General features: G+C 43.2%; 22 protein-coding genes and 1 tRNA gene. 15 read left to right on the top strand and 8 right to left on the bottom strand.

Annotated elements, in window-relative coordinates:
• Nucleotides 1-91 precede the first annotated feature (91 nt).
• The 3 genes from HY035_02880 to thiC all read left to right on the top strand — a co-directional run bounded on the left by HY035_02880 (nucleotide 92) and on the right by thiC (nucleotide 2,703).
• Nucleotides 92-643, top strand: coding sequence for a thiazole synthase (locus tag HY035_02880; protein ID MBI3377335.1), 552 nt, complete (start codon nucleotides 92-94; stop codon nucleotides 641-643).
• Between the two features lie 26 nt (nucleotides 644-669).
• Entirely contained in the window at nucleotides 670-1,347 is a 678-nt protein-coding gene (gene thiE / locus HY035_02875) for a thiamine phosphate synthase (GenBank protein ID MBI3377334.1), read from the top strand.
• A 72-nt stretch (nucleotides 1,348-1,419) separates the two neighbouring features.
• The gene (gene thiC / locus HY035_02870; protein MBI3377333.1) at nucleotides 1,420-2,703 is read left to right on the top strand and encodes a phosphomethylpyrimidine synthase ThiC; all 1,284 of its coding nucleotides are present in this window, start codon (nucleotides 1,420-1,422) and stop codon (nucleotides 2,701-2,703) included.
• A 2-nt stretch (nucleotides 2,704-2,705) separates the two neighbouring features.
• On the opposite strand, the gene HY035_02865 is transcribed toward thiC, so the two are convergent.
• Nucleotides 2,706-3,254, bottom strand: a complete 549-nt coding sequence (locus HY035_02865) for an HDIG domain-containing protein (protein MBI3377332.1) — start codon at nucleotides 3,252-3,254, stop codon at nucleotides 2,706-2,708.
• A 93-nt stretch (nucleotides 3,255-3,347) separates the two neighbouring features.
• Between HY035_02865 and def the strand changes: the two genes are divergently transcribed.
• From def to HY035_02830, 7 genes are all read left to right on the top strand, one after another.
• On the top strand, nucleotides 3,348-3,866 hold the full coding sequence (gene def, locus HY035_02860) for a peptide deformylase (GenBank protein MBI3377331.1): 519 nt from the start codon (nucleotides 3,348-3,350) through the stop codon (nucleotides 3,864-3,866).
• 39 nt (nucleotides 3,867-3,905) lie between these two features.
• Complete coding sequence (locus HY035_02855) at nucleotides 3,906-4,832, top strand: methionyl-tRNA formyltransferase (protein ID MBI3377330.1); 927 nt, start codon at nucleotides 3,906-3,908, stop codon at nucleotides 4,830-4,832.
• Nucleotides 4,822-5,349: a DUF116 domain-containing protein gene (locus HY035_02850; protein MBI3377329.1), complete on the top strand. Its 528-nt coding sequence runs from the start codon at nucleotides 4,822-4,824 to the stop codon at nucleotides 5,347-5,349. Before HY035_02855 ends, HY035_02850 begins: the two co-directional genes overlap by 11 nt.
• Before the next feature lie 118 nt (nucleotides 5,350-5,467).
• Nucleotides 5,468-6,697, top strand: a complete 1,230-nt coding sequence (dsrA, locus tag HY035_02845; GenBank protein MBI3377328.1) for a dissimilatory-type sulfite reductase subunit alpha — start codon at nucleotides 5,468-5,470, stop codon at nucleotides 6,695-6,697.
• 27 nt (nucleotides 6,698-6,724) lie between these two features.
• On the top strand, nucleotides 6,725-7,795 hold the full coding sequence (dsrB, locus tag HY035_02840; protein ID MBI3377327.1) for a dissimilatory-type sulfite reductase subunit beta: 1,071 nt from the start codon (nucleotides 6,725-6,727) through the stop codon (nucleotides 7,793-7,795).
• A gap of 97 nt (nucleotides 7,796-7,892) precedes the next feature.
• On the top strand, nucleotides 7,893-8,141 hold the full coding sequence (locus HY035_02835; protein ID MBI3377326.1) for a hypothetical protein: 249 nt from the start codon (nucleotides 7,893-7,895) through the stop codon (nucleotides 8,139-8,141).
• 127 nt (nucleotides 8,142-8,268) lie between these two features.
• Nucleotides 8,269-9,717, top strand: a complete 1,449-nt coding sequence (locus tag HY035_02830) for a cobyrinate a,c-diamide synthase (GenBank protein ID MBI3377325.1) — start codon at nucleotides 8,269-8,271, stop codon at nucleotides 9,715-9,717.
• Here the strand turns inward: HY035_02830 and HY035_02825 are convergent.
• The 4 genes from HY035_02825 to HY035_02810 all read right to left on the bottom strand — a co-directional run bounded on the left by HY035_02825 (nucleotide 9,714) and on the right by HY035_02810 (nucleotide 13,919).
• A complete protein-coding gene (locus HY035_02825) occupies nucleotides 9,714-9,944 on the bottom strand; it encodes a hypothetical protein (protein MBI3377324.1) in 231 nt (76 codons plus the stop codon). The two genes, HY035_02830 and HY035_02825, sit on opposite strands and share 4 nt — an antisense overlap.
• Nucleotide 9,945: 1 nt before the next feature.
• Nucleotides 9,946-11,757: a KUP/HAK/KT family potassium transporter gene (locus tag HY035_02820; protein MBI3377323.1), complete on the bottom strand. Its 1,812-nt coding sequence runs from the start codon at nucleotides 11,755-11,757 to the stop codon at nucleotides 9,946-9,948.
• Between the two features lie 156 nt (nucleotides 11,758-11,913).
• Complete coding sequence (locus tag HY035_02815; protein MBI3377322.1) at nucleotides 11,914-12,300, bottom strand: phage holin family protein; 387 nt, start codon at nucleotides 12,298-12,300, stop codon at nucleotides 11,914-11,916.
• A 155-nt stretch (nucleotides 12,301-12,455) separates the two neighbouring features.
• Nucleotides 12,456-13,919 carry a menaquinone biosynthesis decarboxylase gene (locus HY035_02810; protein ID MBI3377321.1) on the bottom strand — a complete coding sequence of 488 codons (1,464 nt, stop codon included), beginning with the start codon at nucleotides 13,917-13,919 and terminating at the stop codon, nucleotides 12,456-12,458.
• A gap of 145 nt (nucleotides 13,920-14,064) precedes the next feature.
• Between HY035_02810 and HY035_02805 the strand changes: the two genes are divergently transcribed.
• The 5 genes from HY035_02805 (at nucleotide 14,065) to HY035_02785 (ending at nucleotide 16,573) form a co-directional block, all read left to right on the top strand.
• The gene (locus HY035_02805; GenBank protein MBI3377320.1) at nucleotides 14,065-14,337 is read left to right on the top strand and encodes an integration host factor subunit alpha; all 273 of its coding nucleotides are present in this window, start codon (nucleotides 14,065-14,067) and stop codon (nucleotides 14,335-14,337) included.
• Between the two features lie 3 nt (nucleotides 14,338-14,340).
• Nucleotides 14,341-14,724, top strand: coding sequence for a MerR family transcriptional regulator (locus HY035_02800; GenBank protein MBI3377319.1), 384 nt, complete (start codon nucleotides 14,341-14,343; stop codon nucleotides 14,722-14,724).
• Between the two features lie 60 nt (nucleotides 14,725-14,784).
• A tRNA-Pro gene (locus tag HY035_02795) sits at nucleotides 14,785-14,861 on the top strand.
• Nucleotides 14,862-14,897: 36 nt separating this feature from the next.
• Complete coding sequence (locus HY035_02790) at nucleotides 14,898-16,004, top strand: inositol-3-phosphate synthase (protein MBI3377318.1); 1,107 nt, start codon at nucleotides 14,898-14,900, stop codon at nucleotides 16,002-16,004.
• Nucleotides 16,001-16,573 (top strand): CDP-alcohol phosphatidyltransferase family protein, encoded by a 573-nt coding sequence (locus HY035_02785; GenBank protein ID MBI3377317.1) that lies wholly within the window; start codon nucleotides 16,001-16,003, stop codon nucleotides 16,571-16,573. Before HY035_02790 ends, HY035_02785 begins: the two co-directional genes overlap by 4 nt.
• 182 nt (nucleotides 16,574-16,755) lie before the next feature.
• Here HY035_02785 and HY035_02780 read toward each other — a convergent pair whose 3' ends face one another.
• The 3 genes from HY035_02780 to HY035_02770 all read right to left on the bottom strand — a co-directional run bounded on the left by HY035_02780 (nucleotide 16,756) and on the right by HY035_02770 (nucleotide 19,154).
• Nucleotides 16,756-17,559 carry a cytidylate kinase family protein gene (locus tag HY035_02780; GenBank protein ID MBI3377316.1) on the bottom strand — a complete coding sequence of 268 codons (804 nt, stop codon included), beginning with the start codon at nucleotides 17,557-17,559 and terminating at the stop codon, nucleotides 16,756-16,758.
• A gap of 27 nt (nucleotides 17,560-17,586) precedes the next feature.
• On the bottom strand, nucleotides 17,587-18,315 hold the full coding sequence (locus tag HY035_02775) for a TerC family protein (GenBank protein MBI3377315.1): 729 nt from the start codon (nucleotides 18,313-18,315) through the stop codon (nucleotides 17,587-17,589).
• 242 nt (nucleotides 18,316-18,557) lie between these two features.
• Complete coding sequence (locus HY035_02770; protein MBI3377314.1) at nucleotides 18,558-19,154, bottom strand: hypothetical protein; 597 nt, start codon at nucleotides 19,152-19,154, stop codon at nucleotides 18,558-18,560.
• Nucleotides 19,155-19,168 lie beyond the last annotated feature (14 nt).

Here is a 19,168-nt window from a genome sequence, read left to right as displayed (position 1 = left end):
ATTCGCCAAGAACTATTACCGAAAAATCTCGAATGTCGCTCAAACCATTCCTGCTTATATTTGTGAATAAATCAGGTTAAAAGGAGTGTATATGGAGGATAAGTTTATAATTAAAGGGATAGAGTTTAAATCCCGTCTCTGGGTTGGGACAGGGAAGTATAAGGACTTTGAGGAGACAAAGAAGGCTATTGAGGCGTCAGGCGCTGATGTTGTCACTGTTGCTGTAAGAAGGGTGAATATCATAGACAGGAAATCCGAAAACCTGTTTGACTATATTGATCCCAGGAAATACAAGATTCTTCCGAATACTGCCGGCTGTTACAATGTTGAGGAGTTGGCTGCTCCAATAGGCTCTGGACTTGGAATAAGGAACCCATACAATATCAGGATTATTTTAGAGACAGTGAAGGCGCCGGTTATTGTGGACGCTGGTGTAGGAACTGCGTCTGATGTTGCTGTTGCGATGGAATTAGGCTGTGATGCGGTGCTTCTTAACACTGCGATTGCAGGGGCAAAAGATCCGATTGCAATGGCAAGCGCTATGAAGCATGCGGTGATTGCGGGCAGGCTTGCGTATAAGGCAGGAAGGATTCCTAAAAAACTTTATGCTGCTGCGAGCAGTCCGATTGAGGGAATGCTTTAACAGCAGGGATTAGGGGTCAGGGATTAGTGAAAAGAAAAGACGTACTTAATTTTAAACTTTATTTAATAACAGATAGAAAACTAATCCCTAATCCCCAAGCCCTAATCCCTGCTGTTAGGGCGGCGTTAAAGGGCGGTGTGAAAGCAGTGCAGTTAAGAGAAAAGGATTTAGGTACAAGGGAATTGCTTGATATGGCATACAGAATGAGGGAAATAGCAGATAAATACAGGGCGAAATTATTTATTAATGACAGGGTTGATATTGCACTGTCTGTTGAGGCTGATGGTGTTCATCTTGGGCAGAAGAGCATGCCTGCTTATGCTGTAAGAAAAATTGTCAAAGATAAATTTATGATAGGCGTATCAGCGCACAGCATCGAAGAGGCAAAACAGGCAGAGAAGGAAGGCGCTGATTTTATAACACTGGGCCCTGTTTATAAAACACCGTCAAAACTGAAATATGGCCAGCCTCTCGGAGTTGATATTATCAGAAAAACAAAGGCTGAGATTTCAATTCCGGTTTTTGCTATTGGCGGAATTAAAGAGAATAAGATTAAAGAGGTTATGGATGCAGGCGCTGATGGCATTGCATTGATAAGTGGAATTTTAGGGGCTAAAAAGATTAAAGGGGAAACAGAAAAATATTTGAGTTTTCTAAGGTTGAAATGTCATTGCGAGGGCGAAGCCCGTGGCAATCTTGGTTAAGATCAGCCGCAACAAACTCAAAAGACGAGATTGCTTCGTTTCACTCGCAATGACAAATTGGAGAATAGCAAAATGACAAGAATAGAACTGGCAAAAAAGGGGATTATCACAGATGAGGTAAAGCTTGTTGCCTCTGAAGAGGGGTTAACGCCCGAACAGCTTTCGGTAGATATTGCATCAGGCGTGAGCGTTATTCCGATAAACATAAACCACAAAATAAAGCCTATGGGTATCGGGAAGAACATGCGCACAAAAATAAATGCCAATATCGGCACCTCAAAAGACAGGATTTCAGTGGACGATGAGATGGAAAAACTTGAAGTCCTTGTTAAATACGGCGCTGATGCCGTGATGGATCTTTCAACAGGAGGGCCTATAAAAGAACTCAGGAAGATGATGATTGAAAAATCTCCTGTTGCAGTTGGAACAGTTCCAATCTATGAGGCTGCTGTTCGTGCCGCTGAAAAGAAAGGCGCAATAGCAAAAATGACAGCAGACGACCTTTTTAAAGTAATAGAAGAACATGCGGAAGAGGGCGTCGACTTCATTACTGTTCATTCGGGACTCACAATGAGGGCGGTCGAGAGATTGAAAAAAGAAGGAAGGATTCTCGACATAGTAAGCAGAGGAGGCTCGTTTCTCCTTGAATGGATGATATACAATCAGAAAGAAAATCCTCTTTATGAGCAGTATGACAGGCTTCTTGAGATTGCCTGTAAATATGACATGACCCTGAGCCTCGGAGACGGGATGCGTCCGGGATGCCTTGCAGATGCAACAGACAGGACTCAGATAGAGGAACTCCTCACACTCGGAGAATTAAGGGATCTGGCTGTAGAGAAAAATATTCAGGTTATTATCGAAGGGCCGGGCCATGTTCCTTTGAATCAGGTTGAGCTGAATGTAAGGCTCGAAAAGGAGATTTGCAAGGGCGCGCCGTTTTATGTTCTGGGGCCATTGGTGACAGACATAGGAATGGGTTATGACCACATAACAGCAGCTATAGGAGGAGCGATTGCAGGAGCAGCCGGAGCTGATTTCCTCTGTTATGTTACTCCTTCAGAGCATATAAGGCTTCCTACCATAGAAGACGTGAAAGAAGGAGTTATCGTATCAAAGCTCGCTGCACATGCCGCTGACATAGCAAAGGGCATAAAAGGAGCTATTGATAAAGATATTCAGATGGCAAAGTGCAGAAAGGCGCTTGACTGGAACGGCCAGATTGCCTTGAGCCTTAATCCTGAGAAGGTAAGGGAATGGAGGGCAGAGATTCCTCCAACTGAAAGCGAAGTGTGCAGCATGTGCGGAGAGTTCTGTGCAATAAGAACAGTGGAAAGGGCGTTGAAGAAAAAGTAAAGTTACTCTGTTTCTCCAAACAACTTCAGCCACTCGTCAAACAGCTTAAGTTTATCGTCTCCGAATTTCGCTATGAATTCTCTTGCTTTTGAAATCGGTTTTTCTTTGAGCGGTTCATTGTCTTTCGAAAAAAACTTGTCTGCAAAGCATATAATCTGTTCTTCCAGAGTTTTTGGCATCATGTCCCTTCTTGGCAGCGGGAAATTGTTTTTTTCTATATCTGCGCTTGTAAGCCCGGCACCTATATGTGTCTCGCATACGATTGCGTGTTTTGGGAATCCCTCTCTCTCCAGAAGTTCTCTGCCGAGATAGCCGTGACAGATGTACGGCTTGTCTCCATGACAGCCGATTTGAGGCGCGTGCGTGAGGAATATTCCTATGTCATGCAGCATTGCTGCCTCTTCAATAAATTTTATATCAGGATTCAGCTGCTTGACCCTCTCAGCAACTTCAACTGCCTTTTTTGCCACCATCCTGCTGTGCTGAACAAGGAAACTATAAGCCTCGGATTCTGGATTGTAGTATTTCCTGATTATCTCTATCGGATGCATATAATATTCTAACAGATTTGAATAAGGGAGACATTTTCCTTATTCCTGTTATTATCATTTCTTCACTTACCTTAAAATGGTTTATAATAAAGAATGGCGCTGCTTGAAATTAAAAAATATCCTGAAAAGATCTTAAAGGAAAAAACTGCTCCTGTTGTTGATATAAACAGCAGCATCCAGAGATTGATAGATGACATGATAGAAACAATGTATGCGGCGAAAGGGGTTGGCCTTGCAGCTAATCAGGTTGGAGTTTCAAAGAGGTTATGCGTGATAGATGTAAGCGCGGCTGATGAAAAGACCCCTCTTATAGTGCTAATAAATCCGGAGATTGTTGAGAAAAAAGGCAGTGTTGAAGATGAAGAGGGGTGCCTGAGCATCCATGAGTACAGGGCAAAAGTAAAAAGGGCAGAGGAGGTTCTGGTAAAGGGTTTAGACAGAAAAGGCAAACCCATAGAGATAGCGGGCGGAGACCTTCTTGCAAGAGCGCTTCAGCATGAGATAGACCATCTTGACGGATTACTCTTCATTGACAGATTGAGCCCCATCAAAAGAGAGTTTTTTAAGAAACGCTATAAAAAAATTTTAAGTGAAAAATCTAAGAAATCATAACTTTTAACTCTTAACTTTTAATTTTAAACCCGGAGATAAATGCGTATAGTCTTTTTCGGTACCCCTTTATTTGCAGTCCCGTCGCTTAAAGCGCTAATTCAGGCTGGAGAAGAAATCTCTGCAGTCGTAACACAACCTGACAGAAAAAAAGGAAGGGGGCATCTGCTTTCGCAGTCACCTGTGAAAGAACTTGCTGTAAAAAACGGGATAAACGTGCTTCAGCCCGAGAAAATGAATGATGCCGCTTTTCTGGATAAACTTTCGTCAATTAAGCCTGAGCTTATAGCGGTTGTGGCTTACGGAAAGATTCTTACGGAGGAGATACTCAGGCTTCCTGCGCTGGGCTGCATAAATGTCCATGCATCGCTTCTTCCAAAATATAGGGGCGCGGCACCGATTGCATGGGCGATAATAAACGGCGAGAAAAAGACAGGCATTACGACAATGCTTATGGATAAAGGGCTTGACACCGGCGATATTCTGCTTCAGGAAGAGCTTGAGATTAGCGATGAGGATACAACAGAAACCCTGAGCCTCAGGTTGTCTGAACTTGGAGCATCGCTGTTGCTCAAGACAATAAAGGGGATTAAGGATGGTTCAGTAAAGCCCATACCCCAGAAGGGCGGAGTCACTCATGCGCCTATTATCAAAAAAGAGGATGGCCTGGTCAACTGGTCAAAAACAGCAGTAGAACTGTCCAATTTTGTGAGGGGAATGCACCCATGGCCCGGGGCGTATTGTTATTTGAATGGGGAAATGATTAAACTTATTGGTGTTAAGTCTATTGCCGGTTCGGGAATGACCGGGCGTATAGAAAAAGCGCATAACGGTGAGTTTATTGCAGGCACAGGCAGCGGGCTGCTTTCTATTGTTGAACTTCAGCCGCAGAACAAAAAAGTGATGCCGGCAAGCGCCTTTCTTCAGGGAAGAAACATAAACGAAGGGATGTATTTCGATGAAGCGTAGGTGGATAAGGGGATTGGTGTTGAGGTTTTTGTATCCCATGCTTATGGTTATCGGCTCTTTCAGAAAGGATAAGAAAGAACAGCTTCAGCAGTTTATCATAAACCTTAACAATAAACTTGTCAGGGCTGAAAATCCGAAGACAAAGAAGATATTGCTCCTCTTACCGCACTGCCTTCAGATAGATGAATGCACAATCAGGCTTACGCATAACATTTATAATTGTGAGAGATGCGGCAAGTGCGAGATAAAAGACCTCATCCAGATTGCTGATGAGAATAAGCTTAACCTTTCTGTCGCTACAGGCGGTACGCTTGCAAGGAGGCTTATAAAAGATTTAAGGCCCGATGCAATAGTTGCTGTTGCATGCGAAACAGACCTTAGCAGCGGGATTGTTGATACCTATCCGCTGCCTGTGCTTGGCATTCCAAACGAGCGGCCTTTTGGCCCCTGCCTCAATACTCAGGTAGATTTAGAGAAGGTGAAAGAAGCCATAAGATTTCTCAGCGATAATAAATAATTATGATTTATAGATTAGTTTTTTTTATTTGACCATTAGATAAAAGGTGTTTTAATCTGTGTAGCTTACATTTTTTCACGAAAATTAGGCTATAAAAATCACACAAAGGAGGAATTTGATGAAGAAGTATAATACGCCCTTAATTGACGACCTTGAGAAGGGTCCGTGGCCAAGCTTTGTCACTGAGATGAAAAAAGCTGCCAAGACCAATGAGATGGCTAATGACGCTGTCGGTCATCTTGAAAAATGTTACAGCACCAAGGTTGGATACTGGAAACACGGCGGTATAGTCGGCGTTCTCGGCTATGGAGGCGGAGTTATCGGAAGGTATTCAGAATTAGGCAATGAATTCCCCGGAGTAGCGCACTTCCATACCGTCAGATTAAACCAGCCGAGCGGATTTTTCTACACAAGCAAGGCGCTGAAAGAAATATGCGATATATGGGATAAATACGGAAGCGGTTTGACGAATATGCACGGTTCAACCGGAGACTTGGTTCTTCTGGGTTGCAGGACAGAATCACTTGAGGCGATATTCGCTGAATATTCCTCCCGCGGATGGGATCTTGGCAGTTCAGGTTCTGCATTGAGAACCCCGAGTTGCTGCATCGGACCTGGCCGTTGCGAGTGGACAAACTATGATACGCTCGATCTCACATACGCGCTCACACAGGAATTTCAGGATGAGATGCACAGACCGGCATTTTCATATAAATTCAAGATAAAGTCTTCTGGTTGCGCTTGTGACTGCGTTGCAGCTATTGCCCGTGCAGACATGTCCATCATCGGGACATGGAAGGGCGACATATTAATAGACCAGGCCGAAGTCCAGAATTATGCGAAGAAAGGAATGGATATAAACGCCGAGATCGTCAATATGTGTCCGACGCAGTGCATAAGCTATGACGGAAAGGCGATGAAAATTAACAACGCTGAATGCAGCAGGTGCATGCACTGCATAACAAAAATGACAAAGGCATTAAAGGCGAGCGGTGAAAGAGGAGCAACAATCTGCATAGGAAGTAAAGCTCCTATCGTTGTAGGTTCACTGCTTTCATGGGTCATCGTGCCGTTTATTAAGGTAGAGCCGCCATACACTGAGGTCAAAGACATGATCAGAAAAATATGGGACTGGTGGGATGAAAATGCAAAGCCGAGAGAAAGAATCGGTGAAGTTATAGAGATGAAGGGCATGAGGTCATTTCTTGAGGCAATAGGCGTTCCTCCTCAGCCGCAGCAGATAAAGGAACCAAGAAAAGACCCATTCATGTTCTATACAGAAGATGACATCGCTGCATACAAGGCTAAGGAAGCCGAAGAAAAGAAAACAGGTAAATACAAATTTTAATAAAATTTAGTAAGGAGGATATTTAAGATGGCATTACCACAGAGAAAAACAGACATCGGGCCGCCTAATTATAAACAGTTCTTGCCGCCTGTTATACAGAAGAATTACGGCAAGTGGAAATACCATGAGGTCCTGACTCCGGGGACAATGGTTCATGTTGGAGAGAGCGGAGACAAGCTCTGGACAGTCAGGGTTGCATCTCCGAGGCTTTTGTCCACTGCGACAATCCGTGAGCAGTGCGATATGGCAGAAAAGTATTGCGACGGATACCTAAGGTACACAACAAGAAACAATGTGGAATTCCTCGTCTCAGAGGAGAAGAAACTTGAGCCGCTGAAGAAGGAGCTTAAAGACAGAGGCTTCAAGATGGGCGGAATCGGTCCTCACATCACAAATGTTGTCCATACACAGGGATGGGTTCACTGCCACAGCGCATGTACAGACGCATCAGGCCTTGTTAAGGCAATGATGGATGAACTCTATGGGTATTTTGAATCAAAGAAGCTTCCTAACAAGGTAAGGCTTGCAGTTGCATGCTGCGTTAACATGTGCGGCGCTGTTCACTGCTCAGACATAGCTGTTGTTGCAGTTCATACAAAGGTTCCTACAATTGCCCACGACAACTTCAAGAATATGTGCGAACTCCCGACTGTTATCGGGTCCTGTCCGACGCGCGCTATCAGCCCTGATCCTGCAAAGAAAAGCGTTAAGATTAACGCTGAAAAGTGTATGTACTGCGGAAACTGTTTTACAGTCTGTCCGCCAATCAGCATCAAAGACCCTGAGCGCGACGGAGTTGCAATAGTTGTCGGAGGGAAGGTAAACAGCCTTAGAAGCAATCCGAAGTTCTCAAAGCTCGTTATTCCTTACATCTCAAACGAGCCGCCGAGATGGCCTAAAGCTGTTGCAGCAATAAAACATATTATTGAAGTATACGCCAAGAATGCGAGGAAGCATGAGAGGGTTGGAGAGTGGATAGAGAGGATAGGCTGGGAGAGATTCTTCTCTCTTACAGGCATTGAGTTCACATTCCAGTCAATTGACGACTTTACATTCATGCGCGATACAATGAGGACATCAGCAACATTCAAGTGGTAACAATAATTAGGTGTTAGGGGTTAGGTGTTAGGGGTTAGTAAAAGCGCTAAATCCCAAACCCTAATCCCCAATCCCAAATAAAAAGGGGGTAAGGTATATGGAAACAGCTGAACTTCAAGACAAAATTTTTGCCTTCGTAGAGGCAGCAAAAGGCAAGAAGAAACTGAAAGAAAAAGATATCATCAAAGGCATCAATGCCGAGACCGGGATAGAGATGGATGTTGTCAAGAAGGCCATGAGAGGGATGATTGATGTAGGAAGGCTTATGTATTCCTATGGCGGCGGCGCAAGCTCAGTGGAGATTCCGAGCGAAGAGTATCTCAGGGAAAAAGGACTGATAAAATAAGTTTAGTTTTTTTATTTTTCAAAAACTGAAGGACAAAGGGTTTTCCTTTGTCCTTTTTCTTTTATGTATAACGGAATTGATTTAATAATGCTTTATAATAACTTCTTTCCTCAGCTATAATTTTTATATGAAATCAAAATATCCAAGAATTATTATTGCGGGTTTGAAAGGCGGCTCGGGCAAGACAACTCTTTCACTGGGGCTGATAGCTGCATTCAGAAAGAAAGGCATGAAAGTTATCCCTTTCAAAAAGGGCCCTGATTATATTGATGGCGGCTGGCTTTCAACGGCAGCGGGAAGCCCATGCTATAACCTTGATACATTTCTAATCAGCGAATCGCGGATTATCCCTTCGTTTGTGAATCATGCGAAATCTGCTGATATCGCTGTTATAGAGGGCAACAGGGGATTTTATGACGGGATGGACGAGCAAGGCACTCACAGCACAGCAGAGCTTGCAAAGAGGCTTAAATCGCCTGTCCTGCTTATCGTTGACTGCACAAAGGCAACAAGGACGATTGCGGCGATAATATCAGGCATTCAGAAGTTTGATACAGGTGTTGAAATAAAGGGCGTTATCCTGAACTATATCGCAGGAAGCAGGCATGAATCCATCATCAGGAACTCCATAGAGAAATACTGCAATATTCCTGTCCTTGGAGCATTTCCCAGAATGAAGGAAGAAAATTTTCCTGAGAGGCATATGGGGCTTGTGCCTTTTCAGGAACATATAGGGGCGCAGCAGGCGATTGATAAAGCGCTTGAGATAACTGAGAAATACATTGATGTTGATACAGTTTTAAAGATTGCAAAAGAGGCATGTCAGCTTGAAGTCAGCGGTCAGCGGTCAGCGGTCAGCAATCAGCAATTAAAAAATCCCCCCTTGCCCCCCTTTGCTAAAGGGGGGATGGGGGGATTGCGGATTGGCGTTATACGGGATTCTGCTTTTCAGTTTTATTATCCTGAAAACTTTGAAGAGCTTGAAGCAATGGGAGCAGAAATAATAGGAATAAGCTCATTGAAGGAAAGATTGCTTCCTGATATTGATGCGCTTTATATCGGCGGAGGGTTTCCCGAGACACATGCAATAGCCCTTGCTGAAAACAGTGATTTCAGAGATTCCCTGAAGAAAGCCATTGAAAAAGGGCTTCCTGTTTATGCTGAATGCGGAGGGCTGATGTATTTAGGCGAATCCCTGGTTATAGACGGCAGGACATATCCAATGACAGGAATTTTCCCATTCAGTTTTTCTCTTGAGAAGAAACCGCAGGCTCACGGGTATTCAATAGCAGAGGTGCAGAAAGCCAATCCCTTTTATCCGGAGGGCGCTGTGCTCAAAGGGCATGAGTTCCATTATTCCCGCGTCATTAACTCGGAAGCAGCCTCAGAATTCAATGCAGGGAATATCTATTTTGCCTTCAGAATGAAGCGTGGCGAAGGGATAATCAACAAAATGGACGGCCTGTGTTATAAAAATGTCCTCGCAACGTATACGCATACCCACGCCCTCGGAACGCCAGAGTGGACAAGCGGGATGATTAAAAAAGCAGCAGAACACAAAAAGAACCGCAGTTAATCCTGTCTTTTCAATTTCTTATAAAGTTCCTCTCCAACACATTCTTTTGCGTATTTGCACCACTGGATGCATGACTCAATCTCATTGTATATGATAAATCCGCATTTGCCGCATTTTGTCTCAATTTCGGTTGAAAAGATTTCCACATCGGCATCACATTCGGGACACTTCTTTACCTTAAGCGTAGGTGTTCTCAGATTTGCCGCGCCGCCGCATTTATCGCGCATACTATAACTCCACCTTTGTAAGAACGCCGTGAAGTTTTTTTGGCGGAAACTGGTAGAAACGAATAAACGTTGAAGTATTTCTCTTGATGAAATAGAATGCCTTCCAGATTGGATTGCTTGTTGTTATTTCTTCAACGCCGTAAAAGACAGACCTCTCCTCTACGCCTGCTTCTCTTAATATCTCCTCTATGTCAACCACCTCCATATATCCCATCTGTATCTCAAACACCCTAAGGCCTTTTGCGACGTCTTCTTTAAAGAAACCTGTAACGCCGAAAGGGTCGTCTCTCTTGATTATGGATACAAATATATTATCTTCATACATGATGCCGTGATAGAACATTGTTTGTGTTATATAGAAGGGAATTTCCTTTGCATCTCTTATAAGAAATAATGCTGTACCTTTAATCTTTTCTGTAGTCTCGTATACTCTGGTGAATTTGTGGAGGAATTCTTCTAACGGCATGAAGTTCATATTCCTGTAAAGCCTTTTCTGCCCTTTTGTATAAAGTATTATCATGGCAAGCGGAATAGAGGCAAGTATCAGAGACCAGTAACCGCCGTGAGGTATCTTATAGAAGTTTGCAATGAGATATGACATATCTATGAGGGTGATAATAAGAGAGATAAATGAGAGCAGTGGTTTTTTGTTGAGGTAGAATATCCATGTCATTATTATGCCGGTGAGTGACATGGTACCTGTGACGGCAAGACCATAGGCGGCAGCAAGGCTGCTTGATTCCTGGAATTCAAACATTATGAAAAGCACTGAAATAAGAAGGAACCAGTTTACAGAACCTAAGTATATCTGTGACCTTCTCTCAATGGATGTGTAGTCCACTTTGAACATGGGCATCAGTCTCGTGTTTATCCCCTGATAGACTATTGAGAACATTCCGCTTATCATTGCCTGAGATGCAATTACTGTTGCGGTGATGCTCAATAGAAGGAATGGGATATAGACTAAACCTGCCTGGTGAAATACCATCTCAAAGAGTATGTTCTTTGCCTCCGGATGCTTTAACAGGAATGCGCCCTGTCCTAAATAATTCAGGACTAATGCAGCAAAGACTCCACACCATGCCTGCCTTATGGGTTTGCCGCCAAGATGCCCCATGTCTGCGTATAAAGCCTCTCCGCCTGTTGCGCACAGGATTATCTCTCCGAGGGCTATAAATCCGCTTATCCCGTTTTCCGAAAGGAATTTCAATCCCCAGTATGGATTTAATGCCTTTAAAACCTCCGGAGCTTCAAAGATAAATACGATTCCAATAAAAGCAAGAGACGCAAACCATAAAACCATTATAGGCCCGAATGCGCCTGCAATTTTCTCTGTCCCTTTGCTCTGGAATACGAATAATATTATTGCGATTATTGCTGCAATGATGACAAGTGTTGTTTTTGAAAGCCCTCCAAGCCCGGGGATGAGGAGAGAACCCTCAACAGCGCTCAGTATGCTTATCGCAGGCGTGATTACGCTGTCTCCGATAAGAAGAGAAATCCCTACGATTGAAATCATAAGGACAATGCCTGCACTTCTTTTAGAGGAAAGAAGAGATGTCAGTATCTCTTTTAAAACTATTGTGCCGCCTTCGCCTCTTCTGCTCAGGCTCATGGCAAGCCAGGCATACTGCACTGTGACAAGGGTTAAAAGTGTCCAGACTATCAAAGACAGGACGCCGATAACATTGTCATGCGTGGGTTTCATGAGGAGAAATACGACTGTAATTGTATATATCGGACTTGTGCCGATGTCGCCGAAGACAAGACCGAGAGACCTGATTATGCCCTTTATCTGTGATTGTTTTTCCATTGTGATTGTCTTTGCTGCTTCTCTGAGTTTTATATTTTATACCTGCCGGACAGAGTAAACAAGAGAAAAATATACGAAAATTCTCAGCTTTCCGGATGCCGTTTTCTGTTTCCTCCGTTCCCCCTCGTTACTCCACAAAGCCCAACCCTCAGCCCATTAATTCTCTCGCCCTTCAGGGCGGGGAGTAACGGGGTGAACGAGGCAAGAGAGCGCCATGCTTACGATGCTGATTAGAAACGCTCCTATGAAAGCAGGCTTAAAACCATCAACGTGAAAACCCAGATGCATTCTTTCCGATACCCATGAAGTGACGCCGAGCATTGCGGCATTTATCACAAATGTAAAGAGTCCAAGTGAGAATATAAGAAGCGGCAGGGTAAAGAACTTAACGAGAGGGCGTATGAATGTATTCACAATGCCGAAGACAACGCCTGTGAGCAGAATACCCCACCATTCACCGGAAAAGGTAATTCCCGGAACGAATTTAATAGCAAGCATTATCGCTATTGTGTTTATGAGCCATGTTATGAAAATTTTGGTCATATGGTTTATTGCTACCTCGTATCTGTTCTTTGGTTTTTTCTGTCATTGCGAGCGCAGCGTGGCAATCTTAGCCTTAGCTGTAAGCTGACAGCTATCAGCTTTTGAGAGAGATTGCTTCGTCAGTCGTTTCGACTTCCTCGCAATGACAAAAAAGGTTAAAATCCATACTCTTTCCATCTTCTATCAACAAGTTTCTTAATTTCTTCCGTCATATGAATCTCTTCGGGCCAGTCACGCATCATCCCCTCTTCACGCGTCTTCCTTGTTGCATCTATGCCCATCTTTGCCCCGTATCTTGGCCAGTTTGCAGCATGGTCAAGCGCATCCAGGGGGCCTTCTGAAAGCACAACATCCCTCCTCCAGTCAACATTGTTAAGCACTCTCCATGCCGTATATGACAGGTTCTGAACATCAACGTCGTCATCAACAACAATCAGTAATTTTGCAAACATCATCTGTCCCTTTCCCCATAACCCATGTATTATCTTTTTTGCATGGCCCGGATAACTCTTTTTTATGGATATAAGGGCGAAGTTATGGAATACGCCTTCCATCGGAAGATTTATGTCTTTTATCTCAGGGAAATCCAGCCTTAGTAATGGAAGAAATATCCGCTCTGTTGCCTTTCCCATATAGCAGTCTTCCATCGGAGGTTTCCCTACAAGCGTTGCAGGGTATATCATGTCTTTCCTGTGCGTGATACATGTCACATGAAAGACAGGGTAGGGTTCTGCAGGAGAGTAAAAACCTGTGTGGTCTCCGAAGGGCCCCTCGATGCGTGTCTCTCCGGGTTCAAGATAGCCTTCAATTACCATCTCGCTGTTTGCAGGGACTTGAATATCACTTGTTAAGCACTTCACCATTTCTACCGGAGCCTTTCTCAGAAAACCTGCAAAGAGCATCTCGTCTATAGCCTCCGGCAAAGGCGCGCTTGCAGAATAAATTACAGCAGGGTCGCCTCCAACGGCAATTGCGGCAGGCATACGCGTGCCTGATTTTTTGTATTTTTCATAATGCCGTGCTCCGTCCTTATGTATATGCCAGTGCATCCCTGTTGTTTTCTTATCGTATATATGGATGCGGTACATCCCGCAGTTGGGTCTTTCTGTCTCAGGGTCTTTTGTGAAGACCATCGGAAGCGTAATGAATCTTCCTTCGTCTTCTGCCTGCCCGTCATGAGGCCAGCATTTTATTATTGGAAATTTTGAAAGGTCGGGGTTGTCTTTTTCTATGACCTCCTGACATGGCGCGCTTTTAACATATTTAGGAAGATATTTTGAAAGCTCAATCAGCTTCGGAAGCATTGCAATTTTTTCAAGAAATGTCTTTGGAGGCGCTTGATTAAGCAAGTCCTCTATACGCTTTGCTATGTCATCAAGCTTGCTTACTTCAAGTGCGAGGCACATCCTTTCAAATGAGCCGAAGAGGTTTGCGGCAACAGGAAAAGAAGAGCCTTTTACATTTTCAAACAGCAATGCCTTTCCGCCGTCTGGACTCTTCGACATCCTGTCTGTAATCTCGGATATCTCAAGCAAGGGGTCAACTTCTGCCTTTATGCGGTGCAAAAGTCCCCTTTTTTCAAGAAGATTTATAAAATTCCTCAGGTCAGTGTATGCCATAAAATTCCTTGTTGTTATAATAGCACAGAGGCCGGATTCTTGGCTATTTTAAGATTTAAACTAATTTCTTCTTGACAAGGAGCTATCTCCTTAATATAATTAAGAAAAATAGTATTCTAAATAACATGTGATTTAAGGAGTAAATATGACAAAAGCTGACATTGCAGATTCGATATTTGAAAAGGTAGGCCTCTCTAAAAAAGAGGCGCAGGACATAATTGAAATAATATTTGACACACTCAAGCAGACGTTTAAAGAAGGCGAGTCTGTTAAGGTTTCAGGTTTTGGGACTTTCCATGTCCGGAAGAAGGCTGCAAGGAGGGGAAGAAATCCTAAAACCGGCGAAGACCTTGAGATATCGCCGCGCAAGGTAATTACCTTCAGGGCCAGCAACAAGTTAAAGTTAATAATAGAGTAAGGCATGTATAAACCTTCTGTTAAAAGAGTTGAAGCCCGGAATCCTATTCCGGATAAGCTCTTTTATAAGATAGGAGAGGTAAGCAGGATTGCGGAGATTGAGCCTTATGTGCTGAGATACTGGGAGACCGAATTTGCTTTTTTAAAACCGAGAAAGAATAAGTCCGGCCAGAGGGTATATGTTAAAAAAGACCTTGAACTTATTCTGGAGATAAAAAGGCTTCTTTATCAGGAGAGATACACTATTGAAGGCGTCAGGAAAAGGTTTGGAGAAAACACCTCCTATGTCAGGCATGCCGCAGAGTCTAAAGCGGCTGATACCCCGCCGGCGGATAAAATCCTGGGGCATGTAAGGAAAAGGCTCAAGGAAATACTAAGTAGTTTTTAGTTAAAAGTTGAAAGTGAAAAGTTTTGGAACTCTTAACTCTAAACTCTTAACTTCTATAATCGGGGCGTAGCGCAGCCTGGTAGCGCACTCGCTTGGGGTGCGAGTGGTCGCCCGTTCAAATCGGGTCGCCCCGACCAAAAACATAGAGAGATGAATGGAGGTTCTTGAAAAAGATGAAAGGTAAGATACGCATTGCGATTGCCGGAGTCGGAAACTGTGCAAGCTCTCTGATACAGGGGATTGGATATTATAAAGGATTGGGGGACAGGCATCCTGACAAGTCGTTGGGCTTGATGCATTATAACCTCGGAGGATACAAGCCTGCAGATATGGACATAGTTGCCGCATTTGACATTGACAGGAGAAAAGTTGGCAGAGCGCTGGAAGAGGCTGTGTTTGCGGAGCCAAATTGCACAAAGGTATTCAATAAGAAGCTCAATGATTATCCTGTCATTGTTAAGATGGGAGAAATACTGGACGGGATATCGCAGCACATGAAAGATTATCCTGAGAAACGAAGATTTCTTGCTGCGGATAAAAAACCGTGTGATGTCGCAAGAGTTTTAAAGCAGAGCGGAGCAGAGATGCTCTTAAACTATCTGCCTGTAGGCTCTGAGAAGGCAACTGCCTTTTATGCAGAGGCGTGCCTGAAAACCGGCGTGAGTTTAGTTAACTGTGTGCCTGTCTTTATAGCATCCAGCAGGTCGTGGGCAAAGCGCTTTGAAGAAAGGAACATCCCAATTATAGGAGATGACGTCAAGAGCCAGATAGGCGCAACAATAATACACAGGATGCTTACAAAGCTGTTCATTGACAGGGGCGTTAAGGTTGACAATACATATCAGTTGAATGTCGGCGGCAATACCGATTTTCTGAATATGCTGAATCATACAAGGCTGAAATCCAAGAAGATATCAAAGACAGAGGCTGTTCAGTCGCAGCTTACCAATCCCCTTAATGCGGATAATATTCATATAGGCCCCTCTGATTATATCCCATGGCTGAATGATAACAAGGTCTGCTTTTTAAGGATGGAAGGGAGGGGTTTCGGAAATATCCCTGTTAATTTTGAACTAAGGCTTTCTGTTGAAGATTCTCCAAACAGCGCAGGCGTTGTCATAGACGCCATAAGGTGCTGTAAGATTGCGCGTGACAGAAAGACAGGCGGTGCGCTTGTTTCTCCATCGGCGTATTTCATGAAGCATCCGATGAAGCAATTCTCCGACGAACAGGCGCGCAATATGCTGGAAGAATTTATTGCCGGAAAAAGAGATAGATGATTGGCGCCAAACTCGGCCATTTCTTAGACGCTCCTCTCAGCCCAATCCTCAAAAGAATCAGAATCCATCCAAATATTTTTACGATAGCAGGTTTTATAATCACAGCCATTGCCGCTTTAGTTATCCCTTATAACATAAAGCTCGGAGGCTTGCTTATTCTCATCGGCGGATTGCTTGACATGCTTGACGGAATTTCTGCGAGGGTGAACAATAAAGTTACAAAGTTTGGAGCTTTTCTTGATTCAGTGCTTGACAGATATTCAGATGCGTTTCTCTTTCTTTCTGTTGCATGGTATCTTGCTTCAAAAGGTGAGCATAACGCTGCCTTCCTCAGCCTTGGCACATTGGTTGGCGCATTTTTAATCAGCTATGCAAGGGCAAGGGCAGAGGGGTTAGGGGAAGAGTGCAAGACAGGCATCATGGAAAGACCGGAGAGGATAATCCTTCTGATATTCGCTTTGCTGACCGGATGGTTTACGCCGATTCTCTTGGTAATGTTTGTCCTTACGCATGTGACGGTTTTTCAGAGGATTTATCATGTGCGGAAGGTGATGAAAATTAAGAGTTGAAAATTAAAAATTCTATTCTTCAATTTGAGACCCCCGAAAAAGTCCCAAATTCGTTATTCCCCGACTTAATCGGGGAATACAGTATTCTTTAAAATCAGAGACTTCTGGCTTCCCGCTTTCGCGGGAATGACACAAAACAAACTTTTTTTAGCATTCTCAATTTCTAACTCTCAACTCCTAACTTATGTCCTGTAATGCAACTCGCATTTTATAGATACTTCTCCTGCAAGCTGTTTTGCCTTTTCTTCAATACGCTTGTGTTCTTTAGGATTGTGTATAACGCCGCGGAGGACAATCTCTTTACCGTCATAAATAACGTCCAGTGTGGGGATAAAGAACGATGGGTCGGTAAGCAGTTCTGCCTTGATTTTTGCTGCAAGAGACTTCATCCTGAGGATATTCATTGCCTCCTCTGTCTTAAACTTGTCTCTGTCCAGCAGTGCTTCTTTAACGATAGCTGTAAGTTCATCAAGAGTCTTTGAGCCTCCATCCAGCACCATGTCATATTCTTCAGGGCTGTCCCAGTGCTTACCGTATATCAAATGGATGAAACATGCCCTTTCTTTATCCGTTTTTTCAATAAGCCAGTGTGCAGTGTCTTTATCCATTGATTCTCTTTTCAAGATTCTTTCAACTCTCTGTTCAATAGGCGCTGTAACACGGACTCTGAGCGCATAAGGGATATCTTTCAGCAGAAAGTTTCCGCCTCTTCCCATAATTACCACTTTGTCGTTAAGCGCATAATGCAGTATAAGACTCTGGAGCAGGGCATTGAAACCCCTGAACGACCAGTCATATTTTTCCCAAATGGTAGGGCAGTGTTCATCAAGGTTTTTGCCGTATGTTTCCCAATCTTTTCCCGTAGCGCGTATGTCAGCGAGAATTCGTTCTTTATTAATGTATTCATAGTTCAAAGCTTTAGCTACTGCCAGGCCTATCTCTCTGCCGCCGCTTCCAAACTCTCTTGATATGGTCAAGATTGCCATTGTTCCTCCGTAATTATATTGTGGGGTTTAATCTGTCTCATGAACATGTTCCTCTTTTTCAGCTTTTGAAATTTTCCATTTCATCCATAGCTTTCCGGTAATAATAACGCCAACAGCAAAAACAGCTTCGGTGGAATATATAAACAAATTGCTCGGGTTAAGCATATTCACAGTAAACGGATCTGTGATTATCATTTCTCCGCCGACTTTGCCGAGCACTGCTGCGCCTATATAAATAATAATGGGATATTTGTCCATCAGTATTGACAATAAATTGCTTGTAAAGACAACGAGAGGCACGCTCAGTCCGAGTCCAAAAATGAGGAGAAACAAATTACCATGAGAGGCGCCCCCAACTGCAAGCATATTATCAGTAGCCATTGTAATGTCCGCAATGACTATTATTTTAATAGCCTGTGCAATTGTTGTCGCTTCTTTATCCATTTTATCTTCCGGCACTCCTTCCATGAAAAGCTTTACCGCAATCCATGTGATTAATATACCTCCGATAAGTTTTATAAAACTGATAGTAAGAAGTTGAGAAACGAAAAAGGTAGCGATAACTCTCAATAAGACAGCAGCGCCCGCACCAAAAAAAATTCCTTTTTTTCTCTGCTCCGTAGGCAGAGACCTGACAGCCATAGCAATAACAATAGCATTGTCTCCTGCAAGTATAAGGTCAATTATTACAATACTGAAAAGGGCAGACAGAAAATTAAGGTCAAAGGTTATTTTTCCAAGTATCCCTAAGTCCAAATATTACCTCCGGTATTTTTTGCGCTCAGAGCGAGATTCCGATGTTTTTTAAAATAATTTTCTATTGAAAATACAGTCTTCTTAGCCTTAAAAATAAAGATATTCATGGCTATAAAGATGAGATTCCGTATTACAGCCTTGTAATCAGCCATGTCCGGGAGTTTTAATATGTCGGCAAGCAGTCCGAAACAGCCATTGGCTGTATTGCCTTGCGGTGTGTGTATTTAATTTTATTTTAACTTTTACTTTAATGCGAATAAATTCCATATGACAATCAATACCAATAACAAAACGAGTTCAAGGATGGAGATTTTGGTAACAATAATGGCGATTTTCCTTTCTGAGAGAGTCAGCCTTAACCATGCCCTGTCCATAAACCATTTAAAGAGCCTCTGCCGTAAGGTCTTTCCTTCCGCAAGTTTCAAATATTCGCCTATGCTCCTTAACCAATAAAAAAGCTCGTTTTTAGTTCCCTTCAAAACAGTCTCATCCTCTATTGAGTCAATCAAAAACTGGTGTGTCAACTGGATGCCGGTGTTGTTTTTTTCAATGATAAAGTTTATCTCCTTCAGCACCCCGTTTCCTACCTTAAATGAAATTTTTTTATCCTGTAAATACTCGACAACCTCTAATCCGTGCGTCTCGGTTATTTCTTTAGCGTAATACTCAATGGTTGCTTCATATCTGCTGCCTTCTTTGATAGGGATACCAGAAATGGATTTAAGTTCCTTCAGGCTCCAGTAAGGAGAAAGTTTTAGGATTACATTCAGGTCCGACAGAACTTTAAAGGCCGTTGCTTCTGAGACGGGCAGGTTGACGCTTTCTGATATGTAGTGCATGGAGTATATTTTAC

The sequence above is a fragment of the Nitrospirota bacterium genome, assembly GCA_016195565.1.
GTDB lineage: Bacteria > Nitrospirota > Thermodesulfovibrionia > Thermodesulfovibrionales > UBA1546 > UBA1546.
This window is presented reverse-complemented; position numbering and strand designations above follow the sequence as displayed.

Excerpts from the sequence above, each read along its gene's own strand:
- dsrB (MBI3377327.1), top strand. The coding sequence starts at position 6,725 with ATGGCATTACCACAGAGAAAAACAGACATCGGGCCGCCTAATTATAAA.
- HY035_02850 (MBI3377329.1), top strand. The coding sequence starts at position 4,822 with ATGAAGCGTAGGTGGATAAGGGGATTGGTGTTGAGGTTTTTGTATCCC.
- def (MBI3377331.1), top strand. The coding sequence starts at position 3,348 with ATGGCGCTGCTTGAAATTAAAAAATATCCTGAAAAGATCTTAAAGGAA.
- HY035_02855 (MBI3377330.1), top strand. The coding sequence starts at position 3,906 with ATGCGTATAGTCTTTTTCGGTACCCCTTTATTTGCAGTCCCGTCGCTT.
- HY035_02835 (MBI3377326.1), top strand. The coding sequence starts at position 7,893 with ATGGAAACAGCTGAACTTCAAGACAAAATTTTTGCCTTCGTAGAGGCA.
- HY035_02800 (MBI3377319.1), top strand. The coding sequence starts at position 14,341 with ATGTATAAACCTTCTGTTAAAAGAGTTGAAGCCCGGAATCCTATTCCG.
- thiC (MBI3377333.1), top strand. The coding sequence starts at position 1,420 with ATGACAAGAATAGAACTGGCAAAAAAGGGGATTATCACAGATGAGGTA.
- HY035_02785 (MBI3377317.1), top strand. The coding sequence starts at position 16,001 with ATGATTGGCGCCAAACTCGGCCATTTCTTAGACGCTCCTCTCAGCCCA.
- HY035_02770 (MBI3377314.1), bottom strand. The coding sequence starts at position 19,154 with ATGCACTACATATCAGAAAGCGTCAACCTGCCCGTCTCAGAAGCAACG.
- dsrA (MBI3377328.1), top strand. The coding sequence starts at position 5,468 with ATGAAGAAGTATAATACGCCCTTAATTGACGACCTTGAGAAGGGTCCG.
- HY035_02780 (MBI3377316.1), bottom strand. The coding sequence starts at position 17,559 with ATGGCAATCTTGACCATATCAAGAGAGTTTGGAAGCGGCGGCAGAGAG.
- HY035_02830 (MBI3377325.1), top strand. The coding sequence starts at position 8,269 with ATGAAATCAAAATATCCAAGAATTATTATTGCGGGTTTGAAAGGCGGC.
- HY035_02805 (MBI3377320.1), top strand. The coding sequence starts at position 14,065 with ATGACAAAAGCTGACATTGCAGATTCGATATTTGAAAAGGTAGGCCTC.
- HY035_02810 (MBI3377321.1), bottom strand. The coding sequence starts at position 13,919 with ATGGCATACACTGACCTGAGGAATTTTATAAATCTTCTTGAAAAAAGG.
- HY035_02865 (MBI3377332.1), bottom strand. The coding sequence starts at position 3,254 with ATGCATCCGATAGAGATAATCAGGAAATACTACAATCCAGAATCCGAG.
- HY035_02880 (MBI3377335.1), top strand. The coding sequence starts at position 92 with ATGGAGGATAAGTTTATAATTAAAGGGATAGAGTTTAAATCCCGTCTC.
- HY035_02820 (MBI3377323.1), bottom strand. The coding sequence starts at position 11,757 with ATGGAAAAACAATCACAGATAAAGGGCATAATCAGGTCTCTCGGTCTT.
- HY035_02815 (MBI3377322.1), bottom strand. The coding sequence starts at position 12,300 with ATGACCAAAATTTTCATAACATGGCTCATAAACACAATAGCGATAATG.
- HY035_02790 (MBI3377318.1), top strand. The coding sequence starts at position 14,898 with ATGAAAGGTAAGATACGCATTGCGATTGCCGGAGTCGGAAACTGTGCA.
- HY035_02825 (MBI3377324.1), bottom strand. The coding sequence starts at position 9,944 with ATGCGCGATAAATGCGGCGGCGCGGCAAATCTGAGAACACCTACGCTT.